Origin of the sequence: Ramlibacter tataouinensis (assembly GCF_001580455.1) — a bacterium.
GTDB lineage: Bacteria > Pseudomonadota > Gammaproteobacteria > Burkholderiales > Burkholderiaceae_C > Ramlibacter > Ramlibacter tataouinensis_B.
Window position 1 is genome coordinate 4885580 of the sequence record NZ_CP010951.1, and the last position, 14621, is coordinate 4900200.

Sequence of the window (14621 nt, forward strand, 5' to 3'; positions counted from 1 at the left end):
AGGGCGGCGGACAGGCGGCGGTCAGCCGCGGGCGGCACGGAAACCGATGTCCCGGCGGTAATGCGCGCCGTCGAAACGGATGGCCTGGGCCACCTCATAGGCACGCTGCTGCGCTGCCTTCACGCTGTCGGCCAGCGCCGTCACGCACAGCACCCGGCCGCCGCTGGTGAGGATGTCCTCGCCCGTCTTGGCCGTGCCGGCGTGGAACACCACGGCGTCTTCGGCCGCGGCCGGCAGTCCGGTGACCCGGTCGCCCTTGCGCGGATTGAGCGGATAGCCGGCGGCGGCGATCACCACGCCCAGCGCGGTGCGGCGGTCCCATTGCAGCTCGACCTGGTCCAGGCTGCCCGAGGTGGCGGCCATCATCACGTCGAAGAAGTCGGACTTCAGCCGCATCATGATGGGCTGGGTCTCGGGGTCACCCATGCGGCAGTTGAACTCCAGCGTCTTGACCCGGCCGGCGGCATCGATCATGAGGCCGGCGTAGAGAAAGCCGCTGAACGGGATGCCGTCCTCGCGCATGCCCTTGATGGTGGGCAGGATGATCTCGCGCATCGCCCGGGCGTGGATCTCCGGCGTGACCACCGGCGCCGGCGAATAGGCGCCCATGCCCCCGGTGTTGGGGCCCATGTCGTGGTCGAGCAGCCGCTTGTGGTCCTGCGAGGTCGCCAGCGCCGTGACGTTGGCGCCGTCGCACAGGACGATGAAGCTCGCCTCCTCGCCCTGCAGGAACTCCTCGATCACCACGCGGGCGCCGCCCTCGTTGTGGGTCACGCCCAGCTTGTTGTCCAGCAGCATGAAGTCGATCGCCTCATGCGCTTCCTCCCGGGTCATCGCCACCACAACGCCCTTGCCCGCGGCCAGGCCGTCGGCCTTGATGACGATGGGCGCGCCCTGCCGGTCCACATAGGCGTGGGCCTCGGCGGGATCGGAGAAGGTCTCGTACTCGGCCGTGGGGATGCCATGGCGGCGCATGAAGGCCTTGGAGAAGGCCTTGGAGCTCTCCAGCTGCGCGGCCGCCCGGGTCGGGCCGAACACGCGCAGGCCGTGCGCCTGGAAGTCGTCCACCACGCCGGCGGCCAGCGGCGCCTCGGGGCCGACCACGGTGAGCGCGATCTTGTTGGCCAGCGCCCAGTCGCGCAGCGCCGGGATGTCGGTGATCGGCACGTTCTCCAGCCGCGGATCCAGCGCCGTGCCGCCGTTGCCCGGGGCAACGTACACCGCCTGCACCTTGGGCGACTGCGCCAGCTTCCAGGCCAGCGCGTGCTCGCGGCCGCCGCCGCCGATGACAAGTACTTTCATGCGTTCCTTGAGTTGGGCCTCCGGCAGGCCGCTCCCAGGTGGCCGATGGCCCCCTCGAAGTGCGGCGCGTGGGGGCTCATGATCTGTTATTCGTTGATTTCGGCGTTGTGGAAGACGTCCTGCACGTCGTCCAGGTCTTCCAGGACGTCCAGCAGCTTCTGCATGCGAGCCGCGTCTTCGCCGCCGAGCTCGATGGTGTTCTCGGGACGCATCGTCACGCCGGCCACCTCGGGCTTGAGGCCGGCGGCCTCGAGCGCGTTCTTGACCTTCTCGAATTCGGCCGGGGCGGTCACCACCTCGATGGCGCCGTCGTCATCCGTGATGACGTCCTCCGCGCCCGCGTCCAGCGCCACTTCCATCACCTTATCTTCGCTGGTGCCGGGCGCCAGGATCAGCTGGCCGCAATGCTTGAACTGGAAGGCCACCGAGCCTTCGGTGCCCATGTTGCCGCCGTACTTGGAAAAGGCATGCCGGACTTCGGCCACCGTGCGCACCTTGTTGTCGGTCATGGTGTCCACGATGATCGCCGCGCCGCCGATGCCGTAGCCCTCGTAGCGGATCTCCTCGTAGCTCACGCCCTCGAGGTTGCCGGTGGCCTTGTCGATGTTGCGCTTGATGGTGTCGGCCGGCATGTTGGCGGCCTTGGCCTTGTCCACCGCCAGCCGCAGCCGCGGGTTGGCCGACAGGTCACCACCGCCCTGGCGCGCCGCGACCATGATCTCGCGAATGCAGCGCGTCCAGATCTTGCCGCGCTTCTCATCCTGCCGGCCCTTGCGGTGCTGGATGTTGGCCCATTTACTGTGTCCAGCCACGATCGTCCCTTTTCTCTCGTCCGTTGATATATTGAGCTCCCGCATTTTACTTTTCAGCCATGGCCGAACCCATCCTTGTCGCCAGGAACGATTCCATCCAGTGTGAACTGCTGCCGGGCCTGGCCAACCGCCACGGGCTCATCACCGGCGCCACCGGCACCGGCAAGACCGTCACGCTGCAGACCCTGGCGGAGAGCTTTTCGAAGATCGGCGTGCCGGTTTTCATGGCGGACGTCAAGGGCGACCTGACCGGCATCAGCCAGCCCGGCAAGGTGGCCGGCAAGCTGGCGGCGGTGCTGAAGGAACGCGGCTTGCCGGAGCCGGAATCCTTCGCCGCGCCCTCGGCGCTGTGGGACGTGTTCGGCGAGCAGGGCCACCCGGTACGCGCCACCATCTCCGACATGGGCCCTCTGCTGCTGGGCCGCATGCTGGGGCTGAACGAGACCCAGGCCGGGGTCCTGAACCTGGTCTTCAAGATCGCCGACGACAGCGGCCTGCTGCTGCTGGACCTGAAGGACCTGCGCGCCATGCTGCAGCACGTGGGCGACAACGCGGGCGACTTCCGCACCGCCTACGGCAACATCAGCGCGGCCAGCATCGGCATCATCCAGCGCGGGCTGCTGCAGATCGAAACCCAGGGCGGGGACCGCTTCTTCGGCGAGCCCATGCTCAACATCGAGGACTTCCTGCAGACCGACGAGCAGGGCCGCGGCATTGTCAACATCCTGGCGGCCGACAAGCTGCTCCATGCGCCGCGCCTGTACGCCACCTTCCTGCTGTGGATGCTGTCCGAACTGTTCGAGCAGCTGCCGGAGATCGGCGACCCGGACAAGCCCAAGCTCGTGTTCTTCTTCGACGAGGCGCACCTGCTGTTCGACGAGGCGCCCAAGGTGCTGGTCGAGCGCATCGAGCTGGTGGTGCGGCTGGTGCGCTCCAAGGGCGTGGGCGTGTATTTCGTGACCCAGAACCCGCTGGACATCCCCGACAGCGTGCTGGCACAGCTGGGCAACCGCGTGCAGCATGCCCTGCGGGCCTACACCCCGCGCGACCAGAAGGCGGTGAAGGCCACGGCGCAGACCATGCGGCAGAAGCCCGGTCTCGACATCGAAACGGCCATCACCGAACTGGCGGTGGGCGAGGCACTGGTGAGCCTGCTCGATGGCAAGGGGCGGCCCAGCGTCACCGAGCGCGTCTACGTGCTGCCGCCGGGCAGCCAGATCGGCCCCATCACGCCGCAGCAGCGCCAGCAGCTGATCGCCGGCTCCCTGGTGGCCGGCGTCTACGAGAAGACCGCCGACCGCGAGTCGGCCTACGAGAAGCTGCAGGGCCGCGCCGAAGTAGCCTCCGCCGAGGCCGCCAAGACCAAGGAAGCCGTCCAGGCGGGCGGAGGGCTGATGGGCGGCCTGAACGACATCCTGTTCGGCTCCACCGGCCCGCGAGGGGGACGCCGCGAAGGCCTGGCCGAAAGCATGGCCAAGTCCGCCGTCCGCACCATGGGCTCCACCGTCGGCCGCGAAATCATCCGCGGCGTGCTGGGAAGCATCATGGGCAGCAAGCGGCGCTGAGCCCGCGCTGAGCCCGCGCTGGGCAGGCCTGCTGTAAAGTGCCTCCTTTGAAGGCATGACATGTCCGTTGCAACGCCCGGGCCGCGTCACATCCGACTGACCTCGCACTCCGGCGGTCACGGCGCCCTGCCCATCCATTGGGCCGCGCCGACGCCGCAGGAACGCGGCCCCGTCGTGGGAACCACCACCCAGCGCGCCCACCGCAACGTGATCGGCACCCATAGCGGCTCCTACAGCGTCTACCGGGCGCTCGCCGTGGCAGCCGGCGCGCTGTCGCGCAGCCACAAGGCCGACCTGACCAATACCGCCCCGACCGATGCGATCGGGCCCTACCCGCAGTGGAGCGAGCCCGGCCGCATCGTCAGCATGGACCCCTGGGGCGCCACCGTCTCGGAGGTGTTCGCCGAGCAGCTGGCCGCCGGCTACGACATCCGCCCGACCATCGCGGTGACCAAGGCGCATGTGATCCTGCCCGAGGTGATCGAGGCGCTGCACACGGGACGCCTGACCGCAGACCACAAGTTCCTCACCGCGCAGGGCGCGGCGGTGGTCACCAAGGCGGCGATCGAGCCGGTGTGGTGGCTGCCCGGGCTGGCCCGCCGCTTCGGCTGCGCCGAGACCGATCTGCGGCGCGTGCTGTTCGAGGAGACCGGCGGCATGTACCCGGAACTGGTCACGCGCAGCGACCTCGAGGTGTTCCTGCCGCCCATCGGCGGCCAGACGATCTACATCTTCGGCCGCGCACGCGACCTGGCGGACCCGAACGTCGAGCTCACCGCCCGGGTGCACGACGAGTGCAACGGCTCGGACGTGTTCGGCTCGGACATCTGCACCTGCCGGCCTTACCTCACCCACGCCATCGAGGAATGCATCCGCGGCGCGCAGCGCGGCGGCGTGGGCCTGATCGCGTACTCGCGCAAGGAGGGGCGCGCCCTGGGCGAGGTGACCAAGTTCCTGGTCTACAACGCGCGCAAGCGCCATGCCGGCGGCGACACCGCCAGCCAGTACTTCGCCCGCACCGAATGCGTGGCCGGTGTGCAGGACATGCGCTTCCAGGAGCTGATGCCCGACGTGCTGCACTGGCTGGGCATCCGCAAGATCCACCGGCTGGTCTCGATGAGCAACATGAAGTTCGACGCCATCCTGAAATCGGGCATCGAGATCGGCGAGCGCGTCAACATCCCGGATGGACTGATTCCGCCCGACGCGCAGGTGGAGATCGACGCCAAGATCGCCGCCGGCTACTTCACGCCCGGCCAGGCGCCGGATGCGGAGGAACTCGGCAAAGCGAAGGGACGGGGGCTGCAGGCCGACCCATAACGCCAATAAAGGGCGCTCCATGGACAGCACAGAACCGGAGTTCGAGCATGGCGCGGCCGAAGCCGCCGCCTCCACCCTGCGCACCACGGTGGCGATCCGCGAGCGCGCGGGCCAGCTGCTGCGGCGGGCGCGCCACGGCGACTCGCCCTGGTTCACGGTCGACGACGGCCTGATGGATGCGACCGCGGCCGAGGTGGTGATCGCCGCGATGCACCGCTTTCCGGGGCTGCACGTCCCCCTTCACAGCCGCTGGCGCCACTTCGAGGCCGGGGGCGTGCATCGCCGCGCCGAGCTCGAGCGCTGGCTGGGCGCGGTGCCGCTGGCGGCCCGGGCGCACAGCCTGATCGACCTGACGGTGGTCAGCGTGCTGCTCGACGGCGGCGCCGGTCCCGACTGGAAGTACACCGAAGCCGCGAGCGGCCAGACGTTCACGCGCTCCGAAGGGCTGGCCGTGGCCAGCTACCACGCCTTCGTGGGCGGGCTGTTCTCCTCCGACCGCAACCATCCGCTGCAGGCCGATTCGACCGGCCTGCGCGCGCTCATCCCCGACCATCTGGCCGCCGCCTTCCAGGTCACGCCGACCAACCCCCTGGTCGGCCTGCAGGAGCGCGCCCTCCTGCTGCACCGCCTGGGCGAAGTCATCGCCGAGCAGCCCGAGGTCTTCGGCGAGGACGCCCGTCCCGCCGGCATGTTCGACATGCTGATCTCCCCGCTCGGGCCCGACGTCCCGCACACCGCGGACGTCGCCGCGCACGACATCCTGTCCCAGCTGCTGTCGTCCCTGTCGGGCATCTGGCCGGCGGACAACGCGATCGGCGCGTTCCCGCTCGGCGACTGCTGGCGCCACCCGGCCGTGCGCGGCGAGGGCCTCACCGACGGCTGGATGCCCCTGCACAAGCTGTCGCAGTGGATGGCGTATTCGCTGCTGGAGCCTTTCGAGTGGAGCGGCGTGAAGGTGCGCGAGGTCGACAAGCTGACCGGCCTGCCGGAATACCGCAACGGCGGGCTGCTGATCGACACCGGGCTGCTGCGGCTGCGCGACGAACAGGCGGCGCGCGAGCTCTGGCGCCCGGGCGACGAGATCATCGTGGAATGGCGCGCGCTCACGGTGGCGCTGCTCGACGAGGTCGCCGCTGCCGTGCGCCGGCAGCTGAAGGTGGACGCCGTCCGCCTGCCGCTGGCCCGCGTGCTCGAAGGCGGGACCTGGGCCGCCGGACGCGAACTCGCGCAAAAGCACCGTGGCGGGCTGCCCCCGCTGCGGGTGGCCAGCGACGGCACCGTCTTCTGAACTTTCCCCAGCAGCGCGGATGCAAAATGCAACCATGACCAGCAACGTCCACCTCATCGACCATCCGCTCGTCCAGCACAAGCTCACGCTCATGCGCAACAAGGAGGCGTCCACCAACAGCTTCCGCCGCCTGCTGAACGAGCTGTCCACGCTCATGGCCTACGAGGTCACGCGCGACATGCCGATGCAGGAGGTGGAGGTCGAGACGCCGCTGGAGACCACCAAGGCCAAGGTGATCGACGGCAAGAAGCTGGTGTTCGTCTCCATCCTGCGCGCCGGCGGCGGCATCCTGGACGGCATGCTGAGCGTGGTGCCGGGCGCACGCGTGGGCCACATCGGGCTGTACCGGGATCCCAAGACGCTGACGGCGGTGGAGTACTACTTCAAGATGCCGCACAGCATGCATGACCGCGACGTCGTCATCGTGGACCCGATGCTGGCCACCGGCAATTCCGCCATCGCCGCCGTCGAGCGCATCAAGGAACTGGCCCCGAAGTCGATCAAGTTCGTGTGCCTGCTCACCTGCCCCGAGGGCATCCGCGCGATGCACACCGCCCACCCGGATGTGCCGATCTACACCGCCGCGATCGACCGGCAACTGAACGAGCACGGCTACATCCTCCCGGGCCTGGGCGACGCCGGCGACCGCATCTTCGGCACGAAGTAGGCGGCACGGCCGGCTGGGCTGGCAATCTCCACCAGTTGAATGATGCGGCGTCGCGATGCCGCCGATAGGCTCGCCTCGAGCGTTTGCCCGAGGAGCGAGCCATGCCTGTACGCCAGCTGACCGTAGGAAACAAGTCCGTCGTCCTGGACGTGCGGCCGGACCGGCTGGACCTGAGGGACCGGATGTACCAGCCGCCCACGCTGGCCCTGCCGCCCCAGTTCCCCAGCGACGAGGACATGCGGCGCTTCATCCCCGGCTACCTCGAACAGGGGCTGGTGCTGAACCAGGGCAAGGAAGGCGCCTGCACCGGCTACGGCCTGGCGGCGGTCATCAACTACCTGCTGTGGTCGCGGGCGCTGGCATCGGGCAGCACGGAAGGCTTCCGGTCCGTCAGCCCGCACATGCTGTACGACCTGGCCCGCTTCTACGATGAGTGGCCCGGCCAGGACTACGACGGTTCGAGCTGCCGCGGCGCCATGAAGGGCTGGCACAAGCACGGCGCCTGCGAAGCGCCGCTGTGGCTGCAGTCGATCTACCGCGAGAACAAGAAGAAGCCACAGAGCACCTACCGCCCCGACGAGACCTGGGCCGTGGAGGCCACCGCGCGGCCGCTGGGGGTGTACTACCGCATCGACCGCCGATCGGTGACCGACATGCAGACCGCGATCCGCGACGTGGGCGCGGTGTTTGTTTCGGCGAGCGTGCACGGCGGATGGGACCTGGCCGGCAACGGCGCGCCGCCGCGCAAGCTGGGCCATGCGCACATCCCGCGCATCGCCTACGACGACGCGACCGAGATCGACGGCGGCCACGCCTTCGCGCTCGTCGGCTACAACGAGGACGGCTTCATCGTTCAGAACTCCTGGGGCCCCGAGTGGGGTCTGCACGGCTTCGCGGTGATGTCCTACGACGACTGGGTGGCCAACGGCGACGACGCCTGGGTTTCCACGCTGGGCGTGCCGCAGCGGCGCAACGGCGCAACGCGCGCCCAGGCTTCGCGCACCCGCCGCGCCGCCAGTTACTCGATGGTGATGGGCGACTCGCAGCCGCGGGTGGCCCCCACCAACCCGGCGGCCCAGCCCTGGCCCACCGAACAGGCCTACCTGCACAGCATCGTGGCCGGCAATGACGGCGCGGTCGACACGGCCCGGCCCGACCGCGCCAGCGCCGAGGACCATGTACGCGAAGTCGTCGTCGAGCGCGCCATGCAGTGGGCCAGGGACACGGGCCAGCCCTTGCGCCTGGCCATCTACGCCCACGGCGGCCTCAACCCGGAGGAAGACGCGATCGAGCGCGCGCGCATCCTGGGACCCTACTTCCTCGGCAACGGCATCTACCCCATCTTCATGGTGTGGAAGACCGGCTTCGTGGAAACGTTCAAGCAGACCTGGGAAGACCAGTTTGCCCAGCCCGAAGAGGCGCGGCTGGCCAGCGGCATGGTGACCGATGCGCGAGACCGCTTCGTGGAGGCGATTGCCCATGGCCCGCTGCGCTGGGCCTGGCGCCAGATGAAGAGCAACGCGCAGCTGGGCGCCGAGGCCGGACGCGGCATCGCACTGCTGGCCGGGGCGCTGGCCGACCTCAAGGCCGCCGTCCCGGCAGTCGAAGTGCACCTGGTGGGCCACTCGGCCGGCTCGTTCGTGCTGGGGCACTTGCAGGACCGGGGCGTGCGGCCCGATTCGCTGACGCTCTACGCGCCCGCCTGCCCGCTGGACTTCGCGCTCCAGAAGATCGTTCCCCATGCCCCCGCGGACAGCACATGGCTGCACATCCTTTCGGACAAGGTCGAACGTGACGACTGCGTGGGCTCTGACCTGATCTATGGCAAGTCGCTGCTGTACCTCGTGGCGCGCGGCTTCGAGGACGTTCGCAAGACGCCGCTGGCCGGCCTGGAGCGCTGCCTGGACCTGGACGCCGACGACCCGGACGACGACCTCTGGGTGGATCGCTACTGGCCGGACGTGCAGACCTGGCGTGCCTGGACGCAAAGCCTGCCGCTGCAGGCCGACGGCCTGCCCCCGGTCGAAATCTCCGAATGGGTGCAGGTGGATGCCCAGGGCAAGAAGCGGGCCGCCACGCACGGCGGCTTCGACAACGACGTGCGCACCATCACCCGCACCCTGAACCGGATCCTGGGCCAGATGCCGGATGCGGCGCTGCCGCTGCCGGTGGAAGACCTGGACTACTAGCGGCCCGCGGAAATGCGCCGGCCGGCGTATCGCTAGACTTGCCTCCAGGACAAAGCTGAGGAGGTCGGCGTGCGCGGATGGATTGTTTGCCTTGCGGTATTTCTGAACGTCATCACGGCCGGCTGTGCCAGCCTTGACAGCGGCGACACGCCGCGCGTGGCGGTCATCTCGGCTTTCCCTGCCGAACTCGCACTGCTGCAGACCAAGGTCGAGCAGCCGCGCAAGCAAACGATCAACGGCGTGGAGTTCACCACCGGCACGCTGCAGGGCAAGCCGGTCGTGCTTTTCCTGAGCGGCATCAGCATGACCAATGCCGCCATGAACACGCAGTTGGCGCTGGACCGCTTCAAGGTCAGCCACGTGGTCTTCAGCGGCATCGCCGGCGGCGTGAACCCGGCGCTGAAAGTGGGCGATGTCGTGGTTGCGCAACGCTGGGCGCAGTACCTGGAGGTGCTCGCGGCGCGCGAGAAGGCGCCCGGGCAGTACCAGGTGCCGTCCTGGATGGACGACGCGAAGCTGCCGAACTTCGGCATGTGGCACCCTCGGTCGGTGGGCGTGGTGTCGAAGGCCCATCCCGGCGGCGAGAAGAAGCTGTGGTTCGAGGTGGATCCAGCCCTGATGGAAATCGCGCGCCGCTCCGCCGGCGTGAAGCTGGAACGCTGCGACACAGAGCAGCGATGCCTCAGTCACGAGCCGCGCGTGGTGATCGGCGGCAACGGCGTGTCGGGCCAGGCCTTCGTGGACAACGCGGGCTTGCGTGACTACACCTTCCGAACTTTTGCCGCGAATGTGCTCGACATGGAAACCGCGGCCACCGCGCACGTGGCCTACGCCAACGGCGTGCCCTTCATCGCCTTTCGCTCCCTCAGCGACCTGGCCGGCGGCGGCGAGGGCGAGAACGAGATCGGCACCTTCTTCAAGATCGCGGCCGACAACTCCGCGCGCGTGCTGCTCGCCTTCCTCAGCGCCTGGCTGTTGCCCGCGCGGGACGGTTCACCGGCTGGATGGCGGTGAGGGCGGGACCGGCGCCGCGACGCCGATCTGCTCGTCGCCGTCTCCGGGCGAGCCACCCCCGCCGCCGCAGGCGGCGAGACCCCAGGCAAGAAGAAACGCGCCAATGCACGCGGACACAACGCGCAGGACCCCGGATCGACGCGCAAACTTCATGGCCTTGCTCCTGGGACTGGACACCCTGATGATTGCGGAAAGACTGCCCAGCCTTATTCGCCTTGCGATGTAATAGCCCTGAGTGTTTGTGATGCGGCGTTGCCGTCCGCAGCCATCCCACCGCCACCACCATGCTCGACCTGCTCATCACCCAAGCCTCGCTGCCGGACGGCCGCACCGACATGTCGGTGGCCGTGCAGGGCGGCAAGATCGTCGAAGTACGCGAAGGACTGTCGGCGCCCGCCCGGGAAACCGTGGAAGCCCGGGGCATGCTGCTGTCGCCGCCTTTTTGCGACGCGCATTTCCACATGGACTCGGCGCTCACCTATGGCCGCCCGCGCGTCAATGAAAGCGGGACGCTGCTGGAAGGCATCGCGCTGTGGGGCGAACTCAAGCCCACGCTGGCCCAGGACGACATCATCGGGCGCGCCCTCACCTATTGCGAATGGGCCGTGGCGCAGGGGCTGCTGGCCATCCGCAGCCATGTGGACACCAGCGACCCTCGCCTGCTGGCAGTGGAAGCGCTGCTGGAAGTCAAGCGCCGGGTGGCCGGCTGCATCGACCTGCAACTGGTCGCCTTCCCGCAGGACGGCGTGCTGCGCTCGCCCGGCGGGCTCGCCAACATCGAGCGGGCGCTCGACATGGGCGTGGACGTCGTCGGCGGCATCCCGCATTTCGAGCGCACCATGGGCGAAGGCGCGGCCAGCGTCCGGCTGCTGTGCGAGCTCGCTGCGCGACGCGGCAAGCCGGTGGACATGCACTGCGACGAAACCGACGACCCCCTGTCGCGCCACATCGAGACGCTGGCCTTCGAGACGCAGCGCCTGGGCTTGCAGGGCCGGGTGACGGGCAGCCATTGCACCTCCATGCACAGCATGGACAACGCCTACGCGAGCAAGCTGCTGGCGCTGGTCGCCGAGAGCGGGGTCGCCGTCATCGCCAACCCGCTGATCAACATCACGCTGCAAGGCCGCCACGACAGCTATCCGAAGCGGCGCGGGATGACGCGCGTGCCCGAATTGATGCAGGCCGGCGTCACGGTCGCCTTCGGCCACGACTGCGTGATGGATCCTTGGTACGCCATGGGCAGCGGCGACATGCTGGACGTCGCGCACATGGGCCTGCACGTCGCCCAGATGACCAGCCAGGCCGGCATGCGCGCCTGCTTCGAGGCCGTGACCGGCAACGCCGCGAAAATCATGCAGCTGCCCGGCTACGGCCTGGCGCCCGGCTGCGACGCCAGTTTCGTGCTGCTGCAGGCACGCGATGCGGTGGAAGCGATCCGGCTGCGCGCGAGGCGGTTGAAGGTGTGGCGGCAAGGAAGCCTGCTCGGCGAGATGCCCGAGACGGCGTTCCATCGCCAGGTCGAATTCCGCGCCTGACGGCCGGCGCACGCACTACTGGAGGAGACTCGGATGTTCATTGGTCATTTCGGCCTGGGCTTCGCGGCCAAGCGCGTGGCGCCGCGCCTGTCGCTCGGCACGGCCTTTCTCGCCGCGCAGTTCCTGGATTTGCTCTGGCCCACGCTCCTGCTGCTGGGACTGGAGACGGTGCGCATCGCACCGGGCGCGACGGCGGTCACCCCGCTGCTGTTCGAGCACTACCCCATCTCGCACAGCCTCGCCGGGGCCGCGGCCTGGGCCGTCGTCGTCGCGGCGCTGCATTTCCTGGCGCGCCGTCAGTTCCGCCTGGCGGTCGTGGTCGGCCTGCTGGTCCTGAGCCATTGGCTGTTGGACGCCCTCGTGCACATCCCCGACCTGCCGCTCGTGCCTGGCGGCAGCACGCTGATCGGCCTGGGCCTTTGGCAATCCAGGGCGGCGACGCTGGCGGTGGAAGTCCCGCTCTTTGCCATCGGGGTGTGGCTCTATGTCAAGGCGACGCCGACCATGGACAGGACCGGCCGCCTCGGACTGGCCGGGCTGGTGGCCTGTCTCGCGCTCGTTCACATGGGCAACCTGTTCGGCCCGCCTCCTCCGGGCGTCACCGCCATCGCCTGGGTCGGACAGGCGCAATGGCTGCTGGTGGCATGGGCCTATTGGGTCGACTCGCGCTGCGCGGACCGAGCGACGGCCGGCCTCGCGCAAGCGGCCTGAGCGCAGCTCATCCACAAATTGCTACTGGCGCAGTCCTCTCGAAAAGCGTAGATTTCGCGCGGATTCTTCAATCGGAGACCGGGAGCGGCGATGAACCCCAACAAAGCACTTTGGGAAAAGGGCGACTTCACGCGGATTGCCGCGGCGATGCGCGAAAGCGGTGAGTCCCTGGTGAAGGAACTGGGCGTCACACCCGGGATGAAGGTGCTGGACCTTGGCTGCGGAGACGGCACCACCGCCCTGCCCGCGGCGCAACTCGGGGCTGACGTGCTCGGGGTGGACATCGCGGCCAACCTGGTCGCCGCGGGCAATCGCCGCGCCGCCGAAGCCGGCCTGGGCAACCTCCGCTTCGAAGAAGGCGATGCCAGCAATCTGGAAAACCTGGAGAACGACAGCTTCGATCGCCTCGTCACCATCTTCGGCGCGATGTTCGCGCCCAAGCCGGTGGACGTGGCCAAGGAAATGGTGCGCGTGACCAAGCCGGGCGGCCGCATCGTGATGGGCAACTGGATCCCCAACGACCCCACGCTGGTCGCGCAGATCCTGCGCATCAGCGCCGCCTATTCGCCGCCGCCCCCCGAAGGCTTCATCAGCCCCATGACCTGGGGCGTGGAGGCCCAGGTGCTCGACCGTTTTGGCCAGGCCGGCGTCGACCAGGAAGACGTCGTCTTCGTGCGCGACACCTACACCTTCCGCTTCGCGGGCACGCCCGTCGAATTCGTGGACAACTTCCGCCGCTTCTACGGGCCCACGATGAATGCCTTCGACGCGGCCGCGAAGAACGGCCGCGAAGACGAGTTGCGCAAGGAACTGGAAGAACTGTTCGCCAGCCAGAACCGCAGCGCCGATCCGGGGCGCACCGAGATCCCGGCGACCTTCCTGCGGGTGACGGCGAACGTCCGCTGAAGCTCTCCCCCTTTGCGGGGCGGCGGATGCACACCGGCCGCGCCCGGCTACCATGCAGGGCCCCAAACCAAGGAGCCCCGATGCGCAAACTGTCGATCCTCGCCGCCGCCTGCCTTTTTGCAGGAGCCTGTGCCGCCGCCAAGCCGGTCACCACCGCCAGCGGCCTGGTCTATGAGTCCCTCAAGGACGGCTCTGGCGCTTCCCCCGTGGCGAGCGACGTCGTGCGCGTGCACTACCGCGGCACCCTGCCGGACGGCAAGGAATTCGACAGTTCCTACCAGCGCGGCCGGCCGGCCGAGTTTGCACTCAACCGCGTGATCAAGTGCTGGACCGAGGGCGTGCAACTGATGAAGCCGGGCGGCCAGGCGCGCCTGACCTGCCCGCCGGGCCTCGCCTATGGCGAGCGCGGCGCCGGCGGGGTGATCCCGCCCAATGCCACGCTGGTCTTCGAAGTGGAACTGCTCGATATCCTGCGCTGAGCGCGCGGCAGCGCGTCACGAAGCCAGCAGGGCCGCCAGGTTCCACAGGCCGGCCGCGATCATCAGCAGCCCCAGCATGAAGGCGACCCGCTCGCCGTAGGGCGCCATCTTCTCGATGGCCACCACGATGGCCAGGGCGACCACCCAAGCGAGGTTCATCGCGCCACCGACGAACAGCAGCACCATCAGGGCCCAGCAGCAACCGGCGCAGAGCAGGCCATGATGCAGGCCCATGCGGAAAGCGCCGCCCGTGCCGCTTCGCCACTCGCCCATCAGGAATCCCAGCGGTGAGCGGCAGCGGGCCAGGCAGTGCTTCTTGAGCGGCGAGAACTGGTAGAGCCCGGCGATCAGCAGCAAGGACCCCGTGAGCCACACGGATGTGCTGACGATCATGGGGTTGATCCAGTGCATGGCCTGCAGAGCCCATTGCAGGGCGGTTGCCGCGGCACTGAAGGCCAGCCACACCAGCAGGTAGGCGGCCACGAACACCCGCCCCCGGGCACGTTCACCCTGTCGAAGGCTCAGGTGGGCGAAGGTCAGGACCACCGGCAGCGCGGCGGGCAGCATCATCGCCGCCATCATGACCGCCCACATGAGGAAGATCGCGAAGCTGTTGGCCGCGTCCCAGCCGGCGGTCGGCGGCATCATCAATTGCGCGAGCGGATGGCCCATGTCGAGCGCCATCCAGGCGGTGAAGGTCCAGGCCGCCAGGCTGATGGCCAGGATCAGGGCCGTGCGCGTGGGGTGCTGGACCACCAGCGCCGACAACATGCCCGGAATCCCCGAAGCTGACCGACCCCACCGTCGCATCGCACCTCCATGCTGCTGACCTG

The 14621-nt window shown here is 68.7% G+C and carries 13 protein-coding genes; 10 read left to right on the forward strand and 3 right to left on the reverse strand.

Features of this window, described 5'->3' with window-relative positions:
* Positions 1–21: 21 nt before the first annotated feature.
* Together purD and UC35_RS22755 are read right to left on the reverse strand one after the other, a co-directional pair.
* Entirely contained in the window at positions 22–1302 is a 1281-nt protein-coding gene (gene purD / locus UC35_RS22750; RefSeq protein ID WP_061503576.1) for a phosphoribosylamine--glycine ligase, read from the reverse strand.
* Between the two features lie 86 nt (positions 1303–1388).
* Complete coding sequence (locus UC35_RS22755; protein ID WP_061503577.1) at positions 1389–2114, reverse strand: YebC/PmpR family DNA-binding transcriptional regulator; 726 nt, start codon at positions 2112–2114, stop codon at positions 1389–1391.
* 59 nt (positions 2115–2173) lie between these two features.
* Between UC35_RS22755 and UC35_RS22760 the strand changes: the two genes are divergently transcribed.
* The 10 genes from UC35_RS22760 (at position 2174) to UC35_RS22805 (ending at position 13788) form a co-directional block, all read left to right on the forward strand.
* A complete protein-coding gene (locus UC35_RS22760; RefSeq protein ID WP_061503578.1) occupies positions 2174–3679 on the forward strand; it encodes a helicase HerA-like domain-containing protein in 1506 nt (501 codons plus the stop codon).
* A 60-nt stretch (positions 3680–3739) separates the two neighbouring features.
* Entirely contained in the window at positions 3740–4999 is a 1260-nt protein-coding gene (locus UC35_RS22765) for a GTP cyclohydrolase II (protein WP_061503579.1), read from the forward strand.
* Positions 5000–5018: 19 nt separating this feature from the next.
* Positions 5019–6287, forward strand: a complete 1269-nt coding sequence (locus tag UC35_RS22770; protein WP_061503580.1) for a URC4/urg3 family protein — start codon at positions 5019–5021, stop codon at positions 6285–6287.
* A 34-nt stretch (positions 6288–6321) separates the two neighbouring features.
* The gene (upp, locus tag UC35_RS22775) at positions 6322–6954 is read left to right on the forward strand and encodes a uracil phosphoribosyltransferase (protein ID WP_061503581.1); all 633 of its coding nucleotides are present in this window, start codon (positions 6322–6324) and stop codon (positions 6952–6954) included.
* Positions 6955–7055: 101 nt separating this feature from the next.
* Entirely contained in the window at positions 7056–9143 is a 2088-nt protein-coding gene (locus UC35_RS22780; RefSeq protein ID WP_061503582.1) for a C1 family peptidase, read from the forward strand.
* Positions 9144–9212: 69 nt separating this feature from the next.
* Positions 9213–10157 carry a 5'-methylthioadenosine/S-adenosylhomocysteine nucleosidase gene (gene mtnN, locus UC35_RS22785; protein WP_082793457.1) on the forward strand — a complete coding sequence of 315 codons (945 nt, stop codon included), beginning with the start codon at positions 9213–9215 and terminating at the stop codon, positions 10155–10157.
* Positions 10158–10441: 284 nt separating this feature from the next.
* A complete protein-coding gene (locus UC35_RS22790; protein WP_061503583.1) occupies positions 10442–11692 on the forward strand; it encodes an amidohydrolase family protein in 1251 nt (416 codons plus the stop codon).
* A 33-nt stretch (positions 11693–11725) separates the two neighbouring features.
* Complete coding sequence (locus tag UC35_RS22795; RefSeq protein ID WP_061503584.1) at positions 11726–12403, forward strand: hypothetical protein; 678 nt, start codon at positions 11726–11728, stop codon at positions 12401–12403.
* A 51-nt stretch (positions 12404–12454) separates the two neighbouring features.
* On the forward strand, positions 12455–13309 hold the full coding sequence (locus UC35_RS22800) for a class I SAM-dependent methyltransferase (protein WP_321572385.1): 855 nt from the start codon (positions 12455–12457) through the stop codon (positions 13307–13309).
* 80 nt (positions 13310–13389) lie between these two features.
* The gene (locus UC35_RS22805; protein ID WP_061503586.1) at positions 13390–13788 is read left to right on the forward strand and encodes an FKBP-type peptidyl-prolyl cis-trans isomerase; all 399 of its coding nucleotides are present in this window, start codon (positions 13390–13392) and stop codon (positions 13786–13788) included.
* 15 nt (positions 13789–13803) lie between these two features.
* Here UC35_RS22805 and UC35_RS22810 read toward each other — a convergent pair whose 3' ends face one another.
* Complete coding sequence (locus UC35_RS22810) at positions 13804–14559, reverse strand: DUF2182 domain-containing protein (RefSeq protein ID WP_061503587.1); 756 nt, start codon at positions 14557–14559, stop codon at positions 13804–13806.
* Between the last annotated feature and the right edge of the window lie 62 nt (positions 14560–14621).